Source organism: Rhodococcus sp. IEGM 1354, assembly GCF_030056855.1.
Classification (GTDB): Bacteria; Actinomycetota; Actinomycetes; order Mycobacteriales; family Mycobacteriaceae; genus Rhodococcoides.
On sequence record NZ_JASHKT010000006.1, the window covers coordinates 203,625 to 224,407 of the forward strand.

The following is a 20,783-nucleotide window of genomic DNA, read 5'->3' on the forward strand; positions in this document are numbered from 1 at the left end:
CCGGCTGCAGCGCCATCGACTACGTATTCAGAACGGCGGCACGTCGTCGTCGGGTGTGGATGCAGAAGTGGACAGAGGCACCGAAGTCGAGGTAGATCGAAGCCTTGGTGAGGTCGAGGTCGAGGTCGATAAAACTGCCTGCCGTCCCGCGCCTTTCGGTCTGCGGTAGACGGTCGGTAGGTGGCCGCAATCGGCGAGCTGAGTTGTTGCGGGCACGGTGACGGCAGTGGTGCCGGCATTGGAGACCCAGAATTCGACGCCATCGGTAAGCATGACCGGAGTCCACAGGCCCATGGTCTTCAGGCTGTGGTGATAGCGGCACAGGCAGTGCAGATTGGTGTCGATCGTCCAGCCGCCGGTCATTGGATCGCGGTGGAGATACGGGACTATATGGTCGATCTCGCACTGCTGCGCGGGGACATCACATCCGGGATGCCTGCATGTTCGGTCGCGGAAGCGAATTCTTTCGGCGAGGCCGCCGGACGGCCGATAGACGAGGGCTCCGGGTGGCGGTATCACGAGGCCCCCGTGCCCATCCGGGTGAAGCGCTACCCCGAGCGTGGGTTCGCATGCGATCGCCGCCTCGAACTTGGCCACCAGAGTGAAAGCACCGCGATACGGCGTGGCAATGCAACTGCTGCGCGGTGGAGTTCCGGCTGCCGCCGGCGATCGGAGTGGACGAGGAACTGCGCTGCTTCGACGACGCCCACGACCCAGCGGATGAAACACCACATGCGGGGTACATGTCGGCCGAAGCGGTGCGGCATGTACTGCATCGTCGTCTATGACATCCACGGCGACGTTTTCGGTGTCGGTGCCAGTGTCGGTGTCGGTCCCAGCGCCAGCGCCAGCGCCAGTGTCGGTGTTCGTGTCTTCTGTCGAGTCGAGGTCGATCATCGATTCGAGGTCGTCACCGTGTCCGAGTTTGTCGGCGAGGTTGCGCGCCTCGGTCAGCAGTAGCTGCCAGTGTGAGTTCTCGGCAAGCTCGCGGGCGTACTCGGCGTCGATGGTTCCGTGTCCGGCCAGGTGCGCGGGATTGGACAGTAGGCCGGCGAGGGTGGCGAGGTCGACGGTGATGACGGTCAGTGGTGCACGTCGATCAGGTCGCGATGCGTCGGCCGTGCACGGATGGTCGTCGTTCGCGTCGCACAGGCATGCCATCGACGATTCCTGGTGCAGCAGAGCGACATACGCGGCCGCTCGTTTCTGTCCTTTGTTGCGCGGATCGCGTCGGCAGACGGTGGCGGCCATCTCGTTGATCAGCTGCCAGGCGGCGGCGGCGTCGGCAGCGGTGAGATCGGCTTTGAGCGTCGACAGCACGTCCTTGTCGGTGTAAGTGACGTTGGTGTGTCGTTCCAGGTCCTTACGGAGAGCGGCGGCCTCCTCGGGAGCGATGCGATACATGATCGACCAGATCTCGGTCGCGAGCGGGCCGGGGGAGAGACGTCTGGCAGCGTCAAGAACCTCGCCTTCGACGGCGGTCGCCGCGTCCTGCGTCAAATTGTGAGTGCAGCGGTAGATCGCACGGACTCGGGGCAAATCGAGTTCGCCGGCCCCGAACGCAGCTGCAATGGCGGGTAGCCGAAGCCGTAGGTCCATACCGATCTCGGCGTACGAGTTCGCGACCGTCTTCGAGCAACCCAGCACGTGCGCAATCTCGGACGCTGCATAGTTGCCCGCATCCTGAACGACATCGCCGACCAGAACGTTCTGATGAATGCACGAGTCCCAGATGGCGGCGGCCACAGAGACCTTGCGGGCGCACGCCTGATTCTCCAGAATCGCGACATCCAAAATCTCGGCCAACGAAGCAGCCTCGATGTACGGCTTCGATTGCGGCCCGAGATAGGCCGCGAAACGGCTACGCGTCGATGTGCCCATTGTGCCTTCGCCCCCCGGCTGATGTTCCAACAATATGTAGAACGTGTGTTCGATGGTACCGAGATGGGAACCAATCGTCAACCTCAATTATCTTGCAATGAAGAAGGATTGGCGTCAGGGTGCCCATACACCCACCCACCGAAAAGCTGTGAGTCCGCGGCTCGAGCCTCGAACATCGCCGCAAAGCTGTCGGGCGACCTTCATGTCAGCTCGAAGCGCTCCAGCACCACCAGAGTGTCGTCGTTCACCGTGAAGTTCGGATCGCCCAGCTCCTCGCGGACTTCGGCGGACTGCCAGAATCTCTCGTGTCCGGCACGCCACTGCGCCACATCGATGTATCCTTCGCCCTCGTCGAGCGCATGCTGCAGCGAAACATCGCTCAGCGCAACGACAACGACGGCCGTGGTCTCGATGACCCCGACCACGGCACCCGCCGAATTCACCACCGCACCGCGTTCGCCGACCCTCGGTAGCTCCTCGTCAGTGTTCTGAGCCAACAGGCTTGCCGTGCTGGTCTTCGCTCCTGACAGCACGGCCGCAACCAGCCTGTCCCGTAGTGGGCCCGGGTAGGCGAACTCGACAATCGGCAGATCGGTCACTCACGCATCATATTTCGAGGTCTACCCACACCAGTCTGTGGTCCGACGGGTGCTCGGCCTGATCGGGCCAATACACCTGCGAGTCGCGCACGGTCAGGTCGTCCGACGGCAGTACGTAGTCCACGCGCAGATCACCCGGCGTCGGATCAGCGAAATCTGCTGTGTCCGTTCCATGTCCATCGGACGTGGGTGCCGTATCTCGAACGCGCGGAAGATCCAGAACCTGTGCGATGGCCCCGGCCACGGAGTCGCCGTCGACCGGATCGCTGTTCTGGTCTCCCATCATCACGAACGACGCTCCCTCGTCGAGTCCGCCTCGCACGCCGTTGTCGTCGTAGAGGTAGTCGGCACCGGAAATGTAATCGGCGCTCAACCGGATCTCGTCGTGATTGCGCTTGCCGTTTCGGTCCTCGGGTCCGTCGAAGGACGGGGGAGTGGGGTGCGAGGCCAACACGTGGAGCGTCTTCCCGTTCACGTCGACGGGCACGTCCCAATGAGATTTGCTGGACAGTCGAAGCGCGTCCGCGTTCTCTCCGTAATAGTCGCGCGGTAACAGTGATTCCGGCATGTCTTTCCACAGGAAGTTCTGGAACGTGCGTACCGAACCGGTGTCGATCGGGAATTTCGAGTACACCACCATGCCGTACTGGCCGGGGAACTGTCCGAATCCCCAGGCGTCCCCGGGGCCACCGAGTGCGCCGTCCCCATCGAGGTCGAGTCCCGAGTCGACGCCGGTGTTCACCGGAGCGGTGAAGAAGAACGGGTACTGCCCGTCGAGGTAGTTCTCGTTGAAGAGGGTCGGGGCATCGGACCCCGAATAGTCGAACTCGTTGACCAGCAACACATCCGGTGAGTTCGCGGAGATCACGTCGGCTACCGCGCGAGCCTGGGCGTTCTCTCCGCGCAGGTCCGCCATCAGCTGTCCGGCCGCGGATCGATTGAGACTGGCGTTGAATGTCGCCACCCGAATGCTCGACGGTTCGTCGGGGGTCGGGTCCGCAGAAGAGCAGCCGGCAGCCATGAAGGCGAGGGTAACGGCGACGGCCACAAGTCTCGACGTTTTCACGTTTCCGACCGTAGACACGGCAAGCGAACGTAGGGTTACGAATTAACAAGCAAGCGTGCTTGCTTTTTTCTCGTGCCTTTGTGAAGCTGGTCCCATGGCAGACCTCGACTCACTCGTCGGCGATCTCCGTGCCGAGGGTGACGACCTCGACGCGCTGGTGGCCGAGCTGGCACCCGAACGCTGGGCGGTACCTACGCCGGCGGCGGGCTGGACGATCGCACATCAGATCGCGCACCTGTCGTGGACGGATCACGTCGCGGAGCGAACCACGTCTGCAGCGTCCGGCGATACCGTGGCCGAGGAGGAGTTCGCTCGCACGCTGAAAACGGCCTGGGAGAACCCCACCGGCTTCGTCGACCACGCCGCCGATGAGGAAGCGGGCAATCCCGAACTGTTGAGCGCGTGGCGAACCCGCCGCCACGCCATGACGGAGGCGCTGATGCAGGTCCCGGCGGGCGTCAAGATCAAGTGGTTCGGCCCGCCCATGAGTGCCGCGTCCATGGCCACCGCCCGTCTCATGGAGACGTGGGCCCATGGTCAGGACGTCGCCGACGCGTTGGGCGTCACCCGCGTACCGACCGACCGAATCCGCGGAGTCGCACACATCGGTGTCCGCACGAGAGATTTCGCCTACGCCGTCGACGAGCAGACTCCGCCGCCGGACCCGTTCCGAATCGAGCTCACCGCACCGTCGGGCGAGCTGTGGACCTGGGGCCCCGACGCCGCCGAGCAGCGTGTCACCGGATCGGCACTCGACTTCTGTCTCCTCGTCACCCAGCGCGCACACCGCGACGACCTGGACGTTCGAGCCGACGGTGCCGATGCCGCACACTGGCTCACCATCGCCCAAGCCTTCGCAGGCCCTCCCGGACAGGGACGAGACAAGGCAGGACGCGAGAAAGCATGACCGTACGTATAGGCAACTGCTCCGGTTTCTACGGGGATCGACTGTCCGCGATGCGGGAGATGCTCGAAGGAGGCGACCTCGACTACCTCACCGGTGACTACCTCGCCGAGCTGACCATGCTCATTCTCGGCCGCGACCGAATGAAGGACGCGACCCGTGGCTACGCCAAAACCTTTCTGCGGCAAGCCGAGGACTGCCTCGGACTGGCACTCGACAAGGGCGTCAAAATTGTCGCCAATGCCGGCGGACTCAATCCTCGCGGACTGGTCGAGGCGTTGGAGAAGCTCGATTCCGGCGCGAAGATCGGCTACGTGGACGGCGACGACCTCCTCGGCAGAGCAAGCGAACTCGGCCTCGGCAGCCCACTGACGGCAAACGCATACCTCGGTGCATGGGGAATCGTGGAATGCCTGAACTCCGGTGCCGACGTCGTCGTGACCGGACGCGTCACCGACGCCAGTGTCATCGTCGGCCCGGCCGCTGCTCACTTCGGCTGGTCGACAACCGATTACGACGCGTTGGCCGGCGCGGTCATCGCGGGCCACGTCATCGAATGCGGTACTCAAGCCACCGGCGGTAACTACTCGTTCTTCACCGAGATCGCCGACATGTCCCGTCCCGGATTCCCCATCGCAGAGATCGAAGCCGACGGATCCTCCGTCATCACCAAGCACGAGGGCACCGGCGGTGCCGTCAGTGTAGGTACCGTCACTGCGCAACTGCTGTACGAGATCACCGGTGGCCGATACGCGAACCCCGACGTCACCGCGCGCATCGACACGGCGGTCCTGGCGCAGGAGTCCAGCAACCGAGTATCGATCAGCGGGGTCACCGGAGAAGCGCCGCCGCCCACCTACAAGGTCTCGCTCAACGCACTCGGCGGCTTCCGTAACGAATTCACGATGGTGTTGACCGGCCTGGATATCGAGGCCAAAGCCGAACTGGCGCAGAGACAGTTCGAGTCGTGGCTACCCGCTCGGCCGACCGAGCTGGACTGGACTCTGGTGCGTACCGACAAGCCCGACGCCGAGACCGAGGAAACCGCAAGCGCGTTGCTGCGCTGCGTCGCCCGCGACAGTAACCCCGACGCGGTGGGACGCCAGTTTTCCGCCGTAGCGGTCGAACTCGCACTCGCCAGTTACCCGGGCTTCTCGGTCACCGCACCGCCCGGAAACGGAGCCCCGTACGGGGTGTTCACCGCAGGTTTCGTCGACGCACACGACGTACCGCATACGGCCCACCTGGCCGATGGCACCGAACGCAGCATCGCACCCTCGGCGCAGACGCGAGTCCTGGAATCGCTGGTCGAACCGCAGCTGCCGGCACCGCGAGCCGCCGAGTACACCATCCGACTACCACTCGGCACTATCGCCGCCGCCCGCAGCGGAGACAAGGGTGGGAGCGCCAACGTCGGAGTGTGGGTGCGCACCGACGACGAATTCGCCTGGCTCGTCCACTCATTGACCGTCGACACCCTGAAGCAGATGCTTCCCGAGGCCGAGCACCTCACGGTCACGCGACACGTGTTGCCGAATCTGAGGGCCGTGAATTTCGTCATCGACGGCATCCTCGGCCAAGGTGTGGCGTCGCAGGCCAGATTCGATCCACAGGCCAAGGGACTCGGTGAATGGCTGCGGTCGCGGCACATCGACATCCCCGAAACACTCGCTTACAAGGGAGCACTCGTATGAGCATCTGGACTACCCCGGAGCGTCAGCAGCTTCGCAAGACCGTTCGCAGTTTCGTCGAGCAGGACATTGCGCCGCACATGAATCGGTGGGAGAGCGAGGGCGAGATCCCGCGCGAGCTCCACAAGAAAGCGGCCGCTCTCGGTTTGCTCGGCGCAGGGTTTCCTGAGGACGTCGGCGGCGACGGCGGTGATCTCGCGGACGCGGTGCTGATCTGCGAGGAGATGCACCAGGCCGGCGCGTCGGGCGGACTGTTCGCTTCTCTGTTCACCTGTGGAATTGCGTTGCCGCACTTGGTTGCCGCGAGAGATCCTGAGCAGATCGACAAATGGGTACGGCCGACGTTGGCGGGGGAGAAGATCGGATCGCTCGCGATCACCGAGCCGGGCGGCGGCTCCGACGTGGGTCACCTGCGGACCAAGGCGGTCAGAGACGGCGACCATTACGTCGTCAACGGGTCGAAGACCTACATCACCTCGGGGTGCCGTGCGGACTTCGTCGTCACCGCGGTGCGGACGGGAGGCGCGGGTGCAGCCGGAGTGTCGCTCCTCGTCGTAGAGAGAGGAACACCGGGCTTCGAGGTCACCAGCAAGCTGGACAAGATGGGCTGGCGCGCCTCCGATACCGCCGAACTTTCCTTCGTCGACGCCCGGGTGCCGGTGGCCAACCTGGTCGGTGCCGAGAACAGTGGCTTCGTTCAGATCGCGCAGGCATTTCTCACCGAGCGCATCGCTCTCGCTGCTCAGGCCTACGCCAGTGCGCAACGGTGCCTCGATCTGACGCTGCAGTGGGTTCGAGACCGAGAGACCTTCGGAAAGCCGCTCATTGCACGGCAATCCGTGCAGAACACCGTCACCGAGATGGCGCGGAAGATAGACATCGCTCGCGTGTACACGCGCTCCCTCGTCGAGCGGTCCATGCAGGAGGACGGTGACTTCATCGCCGAGGTCTGCTTCGCCAAGAACACCGCCGTCGAATCCGGAGAGTGGGTGGCCAATCAAGCCGTCCAACTCTTCGGCGGACTGGGGTACATGCGCGAGAGCGAGGTCGAGCGGCAGTACCGCGACATGCGCATCCTCGGCATCGGCGGCGGAACCACCGAAATTCTCACCGGCCTTGCCGCAAAACGATTGGGGTACCAGGCATGAGCGTGCTGAAGTCCACTCTCGACACCGCATCGGAGCAGTACACCGGTGCCACCGAGGCCATGCACACCAAACTGGCCGAGATCGACGCCGAACACGACAAGGCGCTGCTGGGTGGCGGTCAGAAGTACGTCGACCGCCACAAGAAGCGTGGCAAGCTGCTCGCCCGTGAGCGCATCGAACTGTTGATCGACGAGGATTCCGCGTTTCTCGAACTGTGCCCACTTGCCGCGTGGGGCAGCGACTTTCCCGTCGGTGCCAGCACCGTCATGGGTATCGGTGTCGTGTGCGGGGTCGAATGTCTCATCGTGGCCAACGATCCCACGGTCCGCGGCGGATCCAGCAACCCGTGGACCCTCAAGAAGGGGTTCCGCGGCAACGACATCGCCACCCAGAACCGACTGCCGGTGATCTCTCTCGTCGAGTCGGGCGGTGCCGACCTGCCCACGCAGAAAGAGGTGTTCATCCCCGGCGGACGCATGTTCCGCGATCTGACGCAGCTCTCGGCGGCCGGCATTCCGACCATCGCCCTGGTGTTCGGCAACTCGACTGCGGGCGGTGCCTACGTTCCCGGCATGTCCGATCACGTCGTCATGATCAAGGAACGATCCAAGGTGTTCCTGGCCGGGCCGCCCCTGGTGAAGATGGCCACCGGTGAGGACTCGGACGACGAGTCGCTCGGTGGAGCCGAGATGCACGCCCGAAAGTCCGGTCTCGCAGACTACTTCGCCGTCGACGAGCAGGATGCCATCCGCATCGGACGCAGCATCGTCTCCCGGTTGAACTGGAAGAAGAAGGGGCCCGAGCCACGCACCGAGGTCATCGAGCCACTCGCCGATCCCGAGGATCTGCTCGGCATCGTCCCCACCGACCTGAAGATCCCGTTCGATCCCCGCGAGGTCATCGCCCGCATCGTCGACGGTTCCGACTTCGACGAGTTCAAGCCCATGTACGGCGGTTCGCTCGTCACCGGTTGGGCAGAGTTGCACGGCTACCCGATCGGCATCCTGGCCAACGCACGCGGCGTGCTGTTCAGCGAGGAATCGCAGAAGGCGACGCAGTTCATCCAGCTAGCAAACCGGTCGAACACGCCACTGTTGTTCCTGCACAACACCACCGGCTACATGGTCGGTAAGGAATACGAGGAAGGCGGCATGATCAAGCACGGATCGATGATGATCAACGCCGTCTCCAATTCGAAGGTGCCGCACATCTCGATCCTGCTCGGGGCGTCCTACGGAGCCGGCCATTACGGCATGTGCGGCCGCGCCTTCGATCCTCGCTTCCTCTTCGCCTGGCCGTCCAGCAAGTCCGCTGTCATGGGTGGCGCACAGCTGGCCGGCGTCATCTCCATCGTCGGACGCGCCGCCGCAGAAGCTCGCGGTCAAGCGTTCGACGCGGAGGCCGATGCCGGCCTGCGCGCGATGATCGAGAATCAGATCGAAGCCGAATCGTTGCCGATGTTCCTGTCCGGACGCCTCTACGACGACGGCGTCATCGATCCCCGTGACACCCGCACGGTGGTGGGAATGTGCCTGTCGGCCATTGCCTCTGCCCCGATCGAAGGCACCGCGAACTTCGGTGTCTTCCGGATGTGATGCCCGCATGCTGAACAAAGTCCTCGTGGCCAACCGCGGCGAGATCGCCCGACGCGTCTTCACCACTTGCCGCGCGGAGGGCATCGACACCGTCGCGGTCTTCTCCGACGCCGACGCGGCATCTCCCCATGTGCGTGAGGCGGACTCCGCTGTACGCCTGCCTGGTCAGAGCCCGTCCGAGACCTACTTGCGCGGAGAACTGATCATCGCCGCCGCGGTGCAGGCCGGTGCCGACGCGGTCCATCCGGGATACGGATTCCTATCCGAGAACGCCGAATTCGCCCGGCAGGTACTCGACGCCGGGTTGACCTGGATCGGACCGCCTGTCAAGGCGATCGAATCGATGGGCTCGAAGGTCGAGTCCAAGAAGATGATGGCCGACGCCGGAGTGCCGGTGTTGACTCGACTCGATCCCGAGTCGGTCACCGAGAACGAGTTACCGGTACTGATCAAGGCCTCCGCGGGCGGCGGCGGTCGGGGGATGCGCATCGTCCGCAGTCTCGACACACTGCAGTCGGAGCTCGAGGCGGCCGGACGAGAAGCGCTGTCTGCCTTCGGCGATGGAACGGTGTTCATCGAGCGGTACATCGAAACCGGGCGGCACATCGAAGTCCAGGTCATGGCCGATCGATTCGGCACGGTGTGGACGGTGGGCGAGCGTGAATGCTCGATCCAACGCAGGCACCAGAAGGTCGTAGAGGAAGCTCCGTCGCCGCTCGTCGAACGCATCGACGGCATGCGCGAGAAGCTGTTCGAGGCAGCGACGCTGGCATCCGAGGCCATCGGATACGAGGGAGCAGGCACCGTCGAATTCCTCGCGGACGAGAAGGGGAACTTCTTCTTCCTCGAGATGAACACCCGCCTGCAGGTGGAGCATCCGGTCACCGAATGCACGACGGGTCTGGATCTGGTGGCGCTGCAGATCCAGGTGGCGGCGGGGGAGCGGCTACCGGCCGAACAGCCCACGACACGAGGACACTCGATCGAGGTTCGGCTGTACGCCGAGGACCCGGCTCAGGACTGGCAGCCGCAGAGCGGTGCCGTGCACCGATTCGACATCCCCGGTGCGCAGTTCGAGGTGTCGGACAAAGCTGGCTACATCAGAGTCGATTCCGGCGTCGAGACGGGCAGTGTGGTGGGAACGCAGTACGACCCCATGCTCGCCAAGGTGATCTCCTTCGCCCCGACGCGGGATCGAGCGGCGACTCTGTTGGCGAAAGCACTGCAGAACGCCACCATTCACGGTTTGAAGACCAATCGCGATCTGTTGGTCAACATTCTGCGCCATCCGGCGTTTGTGGCCGGCGACACCGACACGGCCTTCTTCGACACCCACGGCCTCGACGTCCTGGCTCGGCCGATCGCACAAGGCCGGGCCGAGGAACTGTCGGCTCTCGCGGCTGCCTTGGCCGACGCGGCGAGCAATGTCGCGCGAGCGCGGGTGAATCGCGGACTCCCCGGCGGCTGGCGGAACCTCCGGTCGCAGCCACAACGCAAGACGTACAACGACAGGACTGTCGAATACTCGATCGGACGCGTCGGCCTGATCTCCTCGGTGGACGGAGTCTCGCTCGATGGCGTCCAGCTCGTCGAACACACCCCAACTCGGGTGACGCTGGACGACAACGGTATTCGTCGTATCTTCGCAGTGAGCACCTACGGGTCCGACGTGTTCGTGGATTCTTCCCTGGGCCCGGTCCGATTGGCTCGGGCACCGAGGTTCACCGACCCCACCGACGAGGTGGCGGCCGGATCACTGCTCGCGCCGATGCCGGGCAGCGTCATCAGAATTGCTGCTGCGCAGGGAGATACCGTCACCGCAGGCCAGCCCATTCTGTGGCTGGAGGCGATGAAGATGGAGCACACCGTGACTGCACCGGCCGATGGTGTGCTCGCCGAGTTGAACGTGCAGCAGGGTCAGCAAGTCGAGGTAGGACAGGTCTTGGCAGTAGTCACCGACACGCCAGTAGTCACCGAGCAGGGAGCGGAGCAAGCATGAGTTTCATCGAATCCGAAGAGCAGAAGGGTCTGCGCAACGCAGTCTCGTCACTGGGCAAGCGGTACAACTACATCGACTACGTGCTGCCCAAGGCTCGCAAGGGCGAGCCACTGACCGAACTGTGGAACGAGGCGGGCAAGCTCGGCTTCCTCGGGGTCAATCTGCCCGAGGAATACGGCGGCGGAGGCGCAGGCATCTACGAGCTCGCGCTCGTGCAGGAGGAGTTGGCTGCGCACGGTGCCGGTCTACTGCTCGTCGTCGTCAGCCCGGCGATCTGCGGCACCATCATCGGCAAGTACGGCACGGCAGACCAGAAGCAGGAGTGGCTCACCGCTCTCGCCGACGGTTCCAAGATCATGGTCTTCGGCATCACCGAGCCCGACGCCGGATCCAACTCGCACCAGATCACCACCACTGCGCGTCGTGACAGGGACGGGGCGAGCGGAGCGACGGGGGATGAAGCAGGGTGGATTCTCAAGGGCAACAAGATCTATATCTCCGGTGTCGATCAGGCCGACGCCGTGTTGATCGTCGCACGCACCGAGGATTCCAAGACCGGCAAGCTCAAGCCTGCGCTGTTCATCGTGCCCACGGACGCTCCGGGACTGCAGAAGACGCAGATGGAGATGGACATCGTCGAGCCCGATCACCAGTTCGTGCTGTTCCTCGACGACGTCCGGCTGCCCGCCGAGGCACTCGTCGGTGAGGCCGATGCCGCGCTGATGCAGTTGTTCGCGGGTCTCAACCCCGAGCGCATCCTCGGCGCTGCAATGGCAATCGGAATGGGCCGCTACGCCATCGACGCCGCGGTCAAGTACGCCAAGGAACGCACCGTCTGGAAGACACCGATCGGCGCACACCAGGGCTTGGCGCACCCGTTGGCGCAGTGCAAGATCGAGCTGGAGTTGGCGAAGTTGATGATGCAGAAAGCCGCGGTGCTCTACGACTCCGGCGACGACTTCGGCGCTGCCGAGGCCGCGAACATGGCCAAATACGCTGCGGCCGAGGCCAGCATCAAGGCGCTCGATCAGGCGATCCAAACCCACGGTGGTGCCGGGTTGAGCAGTGAATACGGATTGGCTGCGATGCTCGGGGCGGCCCGTATCGCGCGCGTGGCACCGGTGAGTCGGGAGATGATTCTCAACTTCGTGAGCCAGCACTCGCTCGGCCTGCCGAGAAGCTACTGATGGCCGTTACCTTCGAGACGTACAAGAGCACGGGATATCTGACGCTGGATTCGCCGGAGAACCGCAATGCGCTGTCCTCGGTACTGGTCTCCGAGCTCACCGCGGGTCTGGAGGCTGCGGCTCAGGATCCCGCCGTCAGGACGATCGTGCTGGGGCACACCGGTACGACGTTCTGTGCCGGGGCCGATCTCAGAGAAGCCGGAGCATCACCGGAGCTGCGGACCCGCCAGATGCTCGACCTGATGCGGCTGATCATCGACACACCGAAACCCGTCGTCGTACAGATCGATGGACATGTGCGGGCAGGCGGGATGGGGCTCGTGGCGGCCTGCGACGTCGCGGTGGCCGGACCCGAGAGTTCGTTCGCGTTGACGGAGGTTCGGCTCGGCCTGGCCGCGTCGGTCATCTCGGTGGCCGTGTTGCCGCGGCTGACCTCCCGTGCGGCGAGTCGCTACTTCCTCACCGGGGAAACGTTCGACGGTGCCACGGCCCAGGAGATCGGTCTCGTCACAGTGGCCGACGCCGTCCCTGCGGCCGCGGTGGCCGACTACATGATCATGTTTCGCAAGTGTTCGCCGCAGGGCCTGGCCGAGTCGAAACAGCTCACCACCGCAGCGATCCGACGTGAGATCGACGAGCGCGGTGCGGCCGTCGCCGAGCAATCGGCCAGGTTGTTTGCATCGGAGGAGGCCCGAGAGGGGATGATGTCCTTTCTGGAGAAGAGGCCGCCGTCCTGGGCTGCCGAAAGTTAGGGAGATGGTGATGGCGCGCGAACCCAAGCAGGATCGCAGCAGGGTGACGCGTCAGCGACTGCTCGAGGCGACAATCGACTCGCTCGCGGAGCAGGGCTGGAGCGCCACGACGGTCGGGGTCGTCGCCGAGCGCGCCGGCGTCTCTCGCGGTGCCACCCAACACCATTTCCCGACGCGTGAGGACCTCATCACCGGGGCACTCGAGTACATGTTCGACACCCGGATGGACCACGCGCGCCGCGAGGCGCAGGAGATTCCGCCCGGCCCCGGCCGAACGAAACTGGTGGTGGAGCGGCTCGTCGAGTACTACACGGGTCCGATGTTCAAGGCGGCGCTGCAGGTCTGGACAGCCGCGTCGGCCGACCCGGAGCTGCGCGACCGGATCGTCCCACTCGAAGAGCGATTCGGTCGTCGAGCGCACTCGATGGCCGTCGAGAACCTCGGAGTCGACGACAACGATCCCGTCACCCACCGTCTCGTTCAGGCGACGCTCGACCTGGCGCGTGGGCTCGGTCTCGCGGACGTCCTGACCGACGACGCGCGTCGCCGCGTCGAAATCGTGCGAGCCTGGGCCGATGTGCTCGATGCCTCGCTGAACGCGCGGCTGTCCGCCGTAGGAGCGGTAGCGCACTAGAAGCGCACGATCTGCAGTTCCGATCGACCTGTGCTTGAGTCGGCTCGTGACTTCCGATTCCGCACGCGTCCACCGTGGCCATATCTTTCACATCGCGGGCTCGCCCACGGTGCTCGAGGCCGCAACCGCGTTGGTGTCCATTCCCGACGGTGCCCTCGTGGTCGGCGACGACGGCAGGATCGAGTTCTGCGGCGAGTTCGATTCTCTACCAACGCACTACGCCCATTCGGATGTGTTCGATCATCGGCCCGGCTTCCTACTGCCTGGATTCGTCGACACGCACATCCACTTCCCACAGACCTATGCCGGCGATTCCTACGGCGGCGGGCAGTTGCTCGAATGGCTGAACACCTGCATCTTTCCGTCCGAGTCGCGCTTCGCCGATCCGGAGTTCGCGGCGGCCGCTGCGCGCGACTTCTGCGCAGCACGCATTCGCGCCGGGACGACGCAGGCCATGGTGTTCGGGTCGGCATTCCCGCACGCACAGGATTCTTTGTTCTCCGAGACGCTCGAGCACGGACTGCGCATCGTGAGTGGCCGCGGGATCCAGACCACCGGCCCCGCCTCGGCGCACGCACTGATCACCGGTGAGGACGAGGCGATCCGCCTGGTGTCCGAGGAGATAGAGAAGTGGCACGCCGCCGATACCGGCGACGTCGACACGGCGATGCTGCACGTCGCCGTCGTACCGCGTTTTTCTCTGTCGGTGACGACGGAAACGCTGAGGAACCTCGGCGAGCTCTACGACTCCGTACGCGGCAGAGGGGTCTACTTCCACACGCACCTCAACGAGAACAACCGACCGGGCACCGGCGAGATCGACGCCACCAAGGGCGCGTACCAGGTCGAGAGTTACCTCGATACCTACGACGGCAAGTTCCTGCCGGGCTCGAAAGTAGGGGGCAAGAGCCTGCTCGGCAGACGGTCGATTCTGGCGCACGCGGTGCACTGTGAAGACGCGGAACTGACGAGGTTGGCCGAGACGGGTACGTCCATCGCGCACTGTCCCACGTCGCAGCAGTTCCTGGGCTCGGGCACGATGCCGTGGAAGAGAACCGTCGCCGCCGGGGTGACCATCGCCATCGGGTCCGATTTCGGCGGCGGTGACGAGTGGCTACTACCGCAGGTACTCGCCGACGCGTTCAAGGTGCACATCTCCGAACCGGGGGACGCGGGCCTGTCGCTGCATCCGGCCGAACTGCTGTTCACCGGAACGCTCGCCGGGGCACGTGCACTCGACATGGAGGAGCGCATCGGCAACTTCGACGCGGGGAAGGAGGCGGACTTCGTCGTCGTCGATCCCGGCGCGTGGCCGCAGCTCGCCGCAGCGATCGACCACGGCGTGCGGGCCGACGACCCGGCGTTGGCCGGAGACCAAACGCTGTTCGCCCTGCTGATGGCCATGCGAGAGCCGGCCGTCGTGGGCGTGTACGTCCAGGGACGCGCTGTGCACGGCAGATGACCGGTGCCCGGTTCGGTTGATAGGTTCTGTGCGACGTCGAACTGCAGCATCGGACCAGCACGCGAAGGACGCCCATGAAGCGAGTGGCACTGGTCATCACCGCGGTCGCCGCGCTGCTTGCGGGCTGCGGTGGCTCGGATACCGATGCCGCCGACACCGGGCCCGAGTCGTCGACCAGCAAGGCCGCGTACGAGCCCGGGCCGTTCTTCGGTGAATGCGGATCGATCACCGACACCGAGGTACAGACTGCGTTCGGTGCCGGACCGTTTGCCCAAGTCACCCGCAACTCCGTCGGTTGCCAGTGGGAAACCGTGGCCATCAGCGGACCGAGCGTCAGCTTCTCCTGGTACCGCGGCAGTCCGATCGGCCGCGAACGCGCCGGTTCCGAGCTGATCGGCCGCCCGGCCAAGGACATCGCCATCGACGGCAACCCCGGATTCGAGGCCGAACAGGGCCCGCTGTGCGAGATCGGTGTCCAGTTCGGAGACGACTTCTTCCATTGGTCGGTCACCTACTCCGAGCAAATTCCGGCGCGCCCGCCGTGCGACGTCGGGAACGAGCTGGCGAAGTTGACCGTGGAGCGCAAGCAGTGACCGGACGTGCGGTGGCGACGAGACGCGTGATGGCCGCAGCGGCGACGGTGTTGCTCGTTGCCGGATGCACCCAGACCGTCCAGGGGACCGCGACGCCCGAGTCCTTTGCCGGCTCGGGCAACCAAGAATTCACCAAGTTGTTGACCGAGTGCGATGCCGTCTCCGATGACCAGATCGCCGATGCCACCGGAGCCGACGACATCGCTCGCGGCTTCTTCGGAGCGATCTGCCGATGGGATCTGATCGGTTCGTCGGGCATCGTGAAGGTGACGTTCAACTGGTTCGAGTCCGGCACCCTGGCCGCGGAGCGGGCGGCGGACGAGAAGATGACGTACTCCGTCAGCGACACAACGGTGCAGGGACGCAAGGCAATACAGGCCCAACGGCCCAACGACCCGGACTCGTGCGGAGTGTCGGCCGGAGCAGACCAGGCAGGCATCTTCGGGTGGTGGGTGCAGTACCGCCCGGGCGTCGCACACCCCGATCCCTGCCAGGCGGCCGCGAAGCTGGCAGACCTCACACTCAACCTGAGCAGATAGGTTGCGTATCAGAGCGAAGGGTGTTTTGACCCGAGGCCGCGCCGCCGGGTATCGTTATGGGTCGTGTCCGGCCTGGCCGGACCGTTTGTGTGCCTATGCGAGGTACAGCCGTGCGCACGTTCGTCTCGAGAGCGCGCAACCGGCTGGACGTGTGGGGGTATGCGACACACCCGACCGCGGGGTGCAAGAGACCCGCGGAGACGTCATGGGTGAGGAGCAGTGTTCTCTTGCTCCAACTGCTAGATCCCTGTTTATCGACACGAAGAAAGCCGGTTTATGCCAACGATCAACCAGCTGGTCCGTAAGGGTCGCACCGACAAGGTCGCGAAACTGAAGACCGCTGCCCTCAAGGGCAGTCCCCAGCGCCGTGGTGTGTGCACTCGCGTGTACACCACCACCCCCAAGAAGCCGAACTCCGCTCTCCGTAAGGTCGCGCGTGTTCGCCTGACCACCTCGGTAGAGGTCACCGCATACATCCCCGGTGAGGGCCACAACCTGCAGGAGCACTCGATGGTGCTCGTTCGCGGCGGTCGTGTGAAGGACCTCCCGGGTGTGCGTTACAAGATCATCCGCGGCTCGCTCGACACCCAGGGTGTCAAGAACCGCAAGCAGGCTCGCAGCCGCTACGGAGCCAAGAAGGAGAAGAGCTGATATGCCACGCAAGGGCCCAGCACCCAAGCGGCCGCTGATCAACGACCCGGTCTACGGATCGCCGTTGGTCACGCAGCTCGTCAACAAGATCCTTCTCGACGGCAAGAAGTCGACCGCAGAGCGCATCGTCTACCAGGCGCTCGAGCAGGCTCGCGAGAAGACCGGCACCGACCCCGTCGTCACGCTCAAGCGTGCACTCGACAACGTCAAGCCGGCTCTCGAGGTTCGCAGCCGACGCGTCGGCGGTGCCACCTACCAGGTGCCCGTCGAGGTTCGTCCCGGCCGCTCCACCACGCTGGCACTGCGCTGGCTGGTCACGTTCTCGCGCGCTCGTCGTGAGAAGACCATGGTCGAGCGTCTGGCAAACGAGTTGCTCGACGCCAGCAACGGCCTCGGTGCCGCTGTGAAGCGCCGCGAAGACACTCACAAGATGGCCGAAGCCAACAAGGCGTTCGCCCACTACCGCTGGTGATCTCCTCGCTCGGGCGGTATTCGGAACTATCCGATACCGCCGGAGCGTTGATCAGCTCAGGCAATACCTCTTCCAACACCAAGGCGGGTTAACTCGTGGCACAGGACGTGCTGACCGACCTCAACAAGGTCCGCAACATCGGCATCATGGCCCACATCGATGCCGGCAAGACCACCACTACCGAACGCATCCTCTTCTACACCGGTATCTCCTACAAGATCGGTGAAGTTCACGATGGCGCAGCCACCATGGACTGGATGGAGCAGGAGCAGGAGCGTGGCATCACGATCACCTCTGCTGCCACGACGTGCTTCTGGAACGACAACCAGATCAACATCATCGACACCCCCGGTCACGTCGACTTCACCGTCGAGGTGGAGCGTTCGCTCCGCGTCCTCGACGGCGCTGTCGCAGTGTTCGACGGCAAAGAGGGTGTCGAGCCGCAGTCCGAGCAGGTGTGGCGTCAGGCCGACAAGTACGACGTGCCGCGTATCTGCTTCGTCAACAAGATGGACAAGCTCGGCGCGGACTTCTACTACACCGTGCAGACCATCATCGATCGTCTCGGTGCCAAGCCGCTGGTCATCCAGCTGCCCATCGGTGCAGAGAACGAGTTCGAGGGCGTCATCGACCTCGTGCAGATGAAGGCTCTCGTGTGGAGTGGCGAGACCAAGCTCGGTGAGAAGTACGAGATCCAGGAGATCCCGGAAAACCTCAAGGAGCGCGCAGACGAGTACCGCACGATGCTGCTCGAGACCGTGGCCGAGTCCGACGAAGCGCTTCTGGAGAAGCACTTCGGCGGCGAAGAGCTCACGATCGACGAGATCAAGGGCGCCATCCGCAAGATGACGGTCAACAGCGAGCTGTACCCGATCCTGTGTGGATCCGCGTTCAAGAACAAGGGCGTTCAGCCCATGCTCGACGCGGTCATCGACTACCTCCCGTCTCCCCTCGACGTTGCCGAGACCATCGGACACGCCGTCGGCGACGAGGAGAAGGAGATCACTCGCAAGCCGTCCGCAGACGAGCCGTTCGCAGCTCTCGCGTTCAAGATCGCGACTCACCCCTTCTTCGGCAAGCTGACCTACGTCCGGGTGTACTCGGGCAAGGTCGACTCCGGCGCTCAGGTCATCAACTCGACCAAGGGCAAGAAGGAGCGTCTGGGCAAGCTCTTCCAGATGCACTCCAACAAGGAGAACGCGATCGCGACCGCGTCTGCCGGTCACATCTACGCCGTCATCGGCCTCAAGGACACCACGACGGGTGACACGCTCTGCGATCCGCAGAACCAGATCATCCTCGAGTCCATGAGCTTCCCGGACCCGGTCATCCAGGTCTCTATCGAGCCCAAGACCAAGTCCGACCAGGAGAAGCTGGGAACAGCCATCCAGAAGCTCGCCGAAGAGGACCCCACGTTCTCGGTGAAGCTGGACGAGGACACCGGCCAGACCGTCATCGGCGGCATGGGCGAGCTCCACCTCGACATCCTCGTCGACCGTATGCGTCGCGAGTTCAAGGTCGAGGCCAACGTCGGCAAGCCGCAGGTTGCGTACCGCGAGACCATCCGCAAGACGGTCGAGAAGCACGACTACACGCACAAGAAGCAGACCGGTGGCTCCGGCCAGTTCGCGAAGGTCATCATCAAGCTCGAGCCTTTCGAGGGCGAAGACGGCGCGACGTACGAGTTCGAGAACAAGGTCAGCGGTGGTCGAGTGCCCAGGGAGTACATCCCCTCGGTCGACGCCGGTGCACAGGACGCCATGCAGTACGGTGTTCTCGCCGGATACCCCCTGGTCAACGTCAAGGTCACACTGCTCGACGGTGCGTACCACGACGTCGACTCGTCGGAAATGGCCTTCAAGGTCGCCGGCTCACAAGCGTTCAAGGAAGCCGCCCGCAAGGCCAGCCCCGTCATCCTCGAACCCGTCATGGCCGTCGAGGTCATCACGCCCGAGGATTACATGGGTGAGGTCATCGGCGACCTGAACTCCCGCCGTGGTCAGATCCAGGCCATGGAGGAACGCAGCGGTGCCCGTATCGTCAAGGCACTGGTTCCGCTGTCGGAGATGTTCGGCTACATCGGAGACCTTCGGTCGAAGACGCAGGGCCGCGCTAACTACTCCATGGTCTTCGATTCGTACGCAGAAGTTCCCGCGAACGTAGCGAAGGAAATCATCGCGAAGGTCAACGGAGAGTAAATCTCTTCGTTTGCTGGACCACGCTCGACCTGTAATAAGTAACAACACATACGCGTGCTTGCCCCGCAGGGGTACGCACAGATCAGTCCAGGAGGACACACAGTGGCGAAGGCGAAGTTCGATCGGACGAAGCCGCACGTCAACATCGGCACCATCGGTCACGTTGACCACGGTAAGACGACGCTGACGGCTGCAATCACCAAGGTTCTGCACGACAAGTTCCCGGACCTGAACGAGGCCTCGGCTTTCGATCAGATCGACAAGGCTCCGGAGGAGAAGGCTCGTGGTATCACGATCAACATCTCCCACGTCGAGTACCAGACCGAGAAGCGCCACTACGCGCACGTCGATGCACCGGGTCACGCCGACTACATCAAGAACATGATCACCGGCGCGGCTCAGATGGACGGCGCAATCCTGGTCGTGGCAGCTACCGATGGCCCGATGCCGCAGACCCGCGAGCACGTGCTGCTCGCCCGCCAGGTCGGCGTGCCGTACATCCTGGTCGCACTGAACAAGGCCGACATGGTCGACGACGACGAGATCATCGAGCTCGTCGAGATGGAGGTCCGCGAGCTCCTCGCTTCGCAGGAGTTCGACGAGGACGCACCGGTCATCAAGGTCTCCGCACTCAAGGCACTCGAGGGTGACGAGAAGTGGGGCGAGTCGGTTCTGGAGCTCATGCAGGCCGTCGACGATTCGGTTCCGGACCCCGTCCGTGAGACCGACAAGCCGTTCCTCATGCCCGTCGAGGACGTTTTCACCATCACCGGTCGTGGCACCGTGGTCACCGGACGTATCGAGCGCGGCTCGGTCAACGTCAACGAAGAGGTCGAGATCGTCGGCATCCGCCCCGGCTCGACCAAGACCACCGTCACCGGCATCGAAATGTTCCGCAAGCTGCTCGACTCGGGTCAGGCAGGCGACAACGTCGGCCTCCTCGTTCGTGGCATCAAGCGCGAAGACGTCGAGCGTGGACAGGTCATCATCAAGCCCGGCACCACGACTCCCCACACGGAGTTCGAGGGCAACGCCTACATCCTGTCCAAGGACGAGGGCGGCCGCCACACGCCGTTCTTCAACAACTACCGCCCGCAGTTCTACTTCCGTACCACGGACGTTACGGGCGTTGTGACCCTCCCCGAGGGCACCGAGATGGTCATGCCCGGTGACAACACCGAGATGTCCGTCACGCTGATCCAGCCGGTCGCCATGGACGTCGGCCTGCGTTTCGCAATCCGTGAGGGCGGTCGTACCGTCGGAGCCGGTCGCGTCACGAAGATCATCAAGTGATCTAGCTTCACCCAGCTCTACGAAAGCGGCACCCACCTTCTGGTGGGTGCCGCTTTCGCGTGTGTGGGGGCCGGCTCCGCCGCCCGCGTCAATGGACCCTTGCACCGCTCAGACGTATG

At 64.1% G+C, this 20,783-nt stretch carries 18 protein-coding genes; 15 read left to right on the top strand and 3 right to left on the bottom strand.

Features of this window, described 5'->3' with window-relative positions; all coding sequences use genetic code 11:
• Nucleotides 1-27: 27 nt before the first annotated feature.
• From QM588_RS15295 to QM588_RS15305, 3 genes are all read right to left on the bottom strand, one after another.
• Nucleotides 28-1,881, bottom strand: coding sequence for an HNH endonuclease signature motif containing protein (locus QM588_RS15295; RefSeq protein WP_283314476.1), 1,854 nt, complete (start codon nt 1,879-1,881; stop codon nt 28-30).
• Nucleotides 1,882-2,081: 200 nt separating this feature from the next.
• Complete coding sequence (locus tag QM588_RS15300) at nt 2,082-2,480, bottom strand: ASCH domain-containing protein (protein WP_283314478.1); 399 nt, start codon at nt 2,478-2,480, stop codon at nt 2,082-2,084.
• Nucleotides 2,481-2,487: 7 nt separating this feature from the next.
• The gene (locus QM588_RS15305) at nt 2,488-3,546 is read right to left on the bottom strand and encodes an endonuclease/exonuclease/phosphatase family protein (protein ID WP_283314479.1); all 1,059 of its coding nucleotides are present in this window, start codon (nt 3,544-3,546) and stop codon (nt 2,488-2,490) included.
• Between the two features lie 94 nt (nt 3,547-3,640).
• Here QM588_RS15305 and QM588_RS15310 point away from each other — a divergent pair, with 94 nt between their 5' ends.
• The 15 genes from QM588_RS15310 (at nt 3,641) to tuf (ending at nt 20,664) form a co-directional block, all read left to right on the top strand.
• Nucleotides 3,641-4,453, top strand: coding sequence for a TIGR03084 family metal-binding protein (locus tag QM588_RS15310; protein WP_283314481.1), 813 nt, complete (start codon nt 3,641-3,643; stop codon nt 4,451-4,453).
• On the top strand, nt 4,450-6,144 hold the full coding sequence (locus QM588_RS15315; protein ID WP_283314483.1) for an acyclic terpene utilization AtuA family protein: 1,695 nt from the start codon (nt 4,450-4,452) through the stop codon (nt 6,142-6,144). Before QM588_RS15310 ends, QM588_RS15315 begins: the two co-directional genes overlap by 4 nt.
• Nucleotides 6,141-7,289, top strand: coding sequence for an acyl-CoA dehydrogenase family protein (locus QM588_RS15320; RefSeq protein ID WP_283314485.1), 1,149 nt, complete (start codon nt 6,141-6,143; stop codon nt 7,287-7,289). The genes QM588_RS15315 and QM588_RS15320 overlap by 4 nt, the downstream gene beginning before the upstream one ends.
• Nucleotides 7,286-8,884: an acyl-CoA carboxylase subunit beta gene (locus QM588_RS15325; RefSeq protein ID WP_027498168.1), complete on the top strand. Its 1,599-nt coding sequence runs from the start codon at nt 7,286-7,288 to the stop codon at nt 8,882-8,884. The genes QM588_RS15320 and QM588_RS15325 overlap by 4 nt, the downstream gene beginning before the upstream one ends.
• A gap of 7 nt (nt 8,885-8,891) precedes the next feature.
• Nucleotides 8,892-10,883, top strand: a complete 1,992-nt coding sequence (locus QM588_RS15330; RefSeq protein ID WP_283314490.1) for an acetyl/propionyl/methylcrotonyl-CoA carboxylase subunit alpha — start codon at nt 8,892-8,894, stop codon at nt 10,881-10,883.
• Nucleotides 10,880-12,070, top strand: a complete 1,191-nt coding sequence (locus QM588_RS15335; protein ID WP_283314492.1) for an acyl-CoA dehydrogenase family protein — start codon at nt 10,880-10,882, stop codon at nt 12,068-12,070. Before QM588_RS15330 ends, QM588_RS15335 begins: the two co-directional genes overlap by 4 nt.
• Entirely contained in the window at nt 12,070-12,822 is a 753-nt protein-coding gene (locus QM588_RS15340) for an enoyl-CoA hydratase family protein (protein WP_283314493.1), read from the top strand. Before QM588_RS15335 ends, QM588_RS15340 begins: the two co-directional genes overlap by 1 nt.
• A 10-nt stretch (nt 12,823-12,832) precedes the next feature.
• Nucleotides 12,833-13,456, top strand: coding sequence for a TetR/AcrR family transcriptional regulator (locus QM588_RS15345; protein WP_032375521.1), 624 nt, complete (start codon nt 12,833-12,835; stop codon nt 13,454-13,456).
• A gap of 46 nt (nt 13,457-13,502) precedes the next feature.
• On the top strand, nt 13,503-14,918 hold the full coding sequence (locus QM588_RS15350) for a guanine deaminase (RefSeq protein WP_283314494.1): 1,416 nt from the start codon (nt 13,503-13,505) through the stop codon (nt 14,916-14,918).
• 74 nt (nt 14,919-14,992) lie between these two features.
• Nucleotides 14,993-15,511, top strand: coding sequence for a DUF3558 domain-containing protein (locus QM588_RS15355; RefSeq protein ID WP_283314496.1), 519 nt, complete (start codon nt 14,993-14,995; stop codon nt 15,509-15,511).
• Between the two features lie 29 nt (nt 15,512-15,540).
• A complete protein-coding gene (locus QM588_RS15360) occupies nt 15,541-16,050 on the top strand; it encodes a DUF3558 domain-containing protein (protein ID WP_283314825.1) in 510 nt (169 codons plus the stop codon).
• A gap of 276 nt (nt 16,051-16,326) precedes the next feature.
• The gene (rpsL, locus tag QM588_RS15365) at nt 16,327-16,701 is read left to right on the top strand and encodes a 30S ribosomal protein S12 (protein ID WP_027498160.1); all 375 of its coding nucleotides are present in this window, start codon (nt 16,327-16,329) and stop codon (nt 16,699-16,701) included.
• 1 nt (nt 16,702) lies between these two features.
• Nucleotides 16,703-17,173 (top strand): 30S ribosomal protein S7, encoded by a 471-nt coding sequence (gene rpsG / locus QM588_RS15370; protein WP_003941856.1) that lies wholly within the window; start codon nt 16,703-16,705, stop codon nt 17,171-17,173.
• Nucleotides 17,174-17,268: 95 nt separating this feature from the next.
• A complete protein-coding gene (gene fusA, locus QM588_RS15375; RefSeq protein WP_032407315.1) occupies nt 17,269-19,371 on the top strand; it encodes an elongation factor G in 2,103 nt (700 codons plus the stop codon).
• Nucleotides 19,372-19,473: 102 nt separating this feature from the next.
• Nucleotides 19,474-20,664, top strand: coding sequence for an elongation factor Tu (gene tuf / locus QM588_RS15380; RefSeq protein WP_008714056.1), 1,191 nt, complete (start codon nt 19,474-19,476; stop codon nt 20,662-20,664).
• Nucleotides 20,665-20,783: the final 119 nt, after the last annotated feature.

What these genes read in the sequence shown, in the direction of transcription:
- QM588_RS15325 (WP_027498168.1), top strand. Translation starts at nt 7,286, where the DNA reads ATGAGCGTGCTGAAGTCCACTCTCGACACCGCATCGGAGCAGTACACC.
- QM588_RS15340 (WP_283314493.1), top strand. Translation starts at nt 12,070, where the DNA reads ATGGCCGTTACCTTCGAGACGTACAAGAGCACGGGATATCTGACGCTG.
- QM588_RS15355 (WP_283314496.1), top strand. Translation starts at nt 14,993, where the DNA reads ATGAAGCGAGTGGCACTGGTCATCACCGCGGTCGCCGCGCTGCTTGCG.
- QM588_RS15295 (WP_283314476.1), bottom strand. Translation starts at nt 1,881, where the DNA reads ATGGGCACATCGACGCGTAGCCGTTTCGCGGCCTATCTCGGGCCGCAA.
- rpsG (WP_003941856.1), top strand. Translation starts at nt 16,703, where the DNA reads ATGCCACGCAAGGGCCCAGCACCCAAGCGGCCGCTGATCAACGACCCG.
- QM588_RS15315 (WP_283314483.1), top strand. Translation starts at nt 4,450, where the DNA reads ATGACCGTACGTATAGGCAACTGCTCCGGTTTCTACGGGGATCGACTG.
- QM588_RS15360 (WP_283314825.1), top strand. Translation starts at nt 15,541, where the DNA reads ATGGCCGCAGCGGCGACGGTGTTGCTCGTTGCCGGATGCACCCAGACC.
- QM588_RS15330 (WP_283314490.1), top strand. Translation starts at nt 8,892, where the DNA reads ATGCTGAACAAAGTCCTCGTGGCCAACCGCGGCGAGATCGCCCGACGC.
- QM588_RS15345 (WP_032375521.1), top strand. Translation starts at nt 12,833, where the DNA reads ATGGCGCGCGAACCCAAGCAGGATCGCAGCAGGGTGACGCGTCAGCGA.
- QM588_RS15335 (WP_283314492.1), top strand. Translation starts at nt 10,880, where the DNA reads ATGAGTTTCATCGAATCCGAAGAGCAGAAGGGTCTGCGCAACGCAGTC.
- QM588_RS15320 (WP_283314485.1), top strand. Translation starts at nt 6,141, where the DNA reads ATGAGCATCTGGACTACCCCGGAGCGTCAGCAGCTTCGCAAGACCGTT.
- QM588_RS15310 (WP_283314481.1), top strand. Translation starts at nt 3,641, where the DNA reads ATGGCAGACCTCGACTCACTCGTCGGCGATCTCCGTGCCGAGGGTGAC.
- rpsL (WP_027498160.1), top strand. Translation starts at nt 16,327, where the DNA reads ATGCCAACGATCAACCAGCTGGTCCGTAAGGGTCGCACCGACAAGGTC.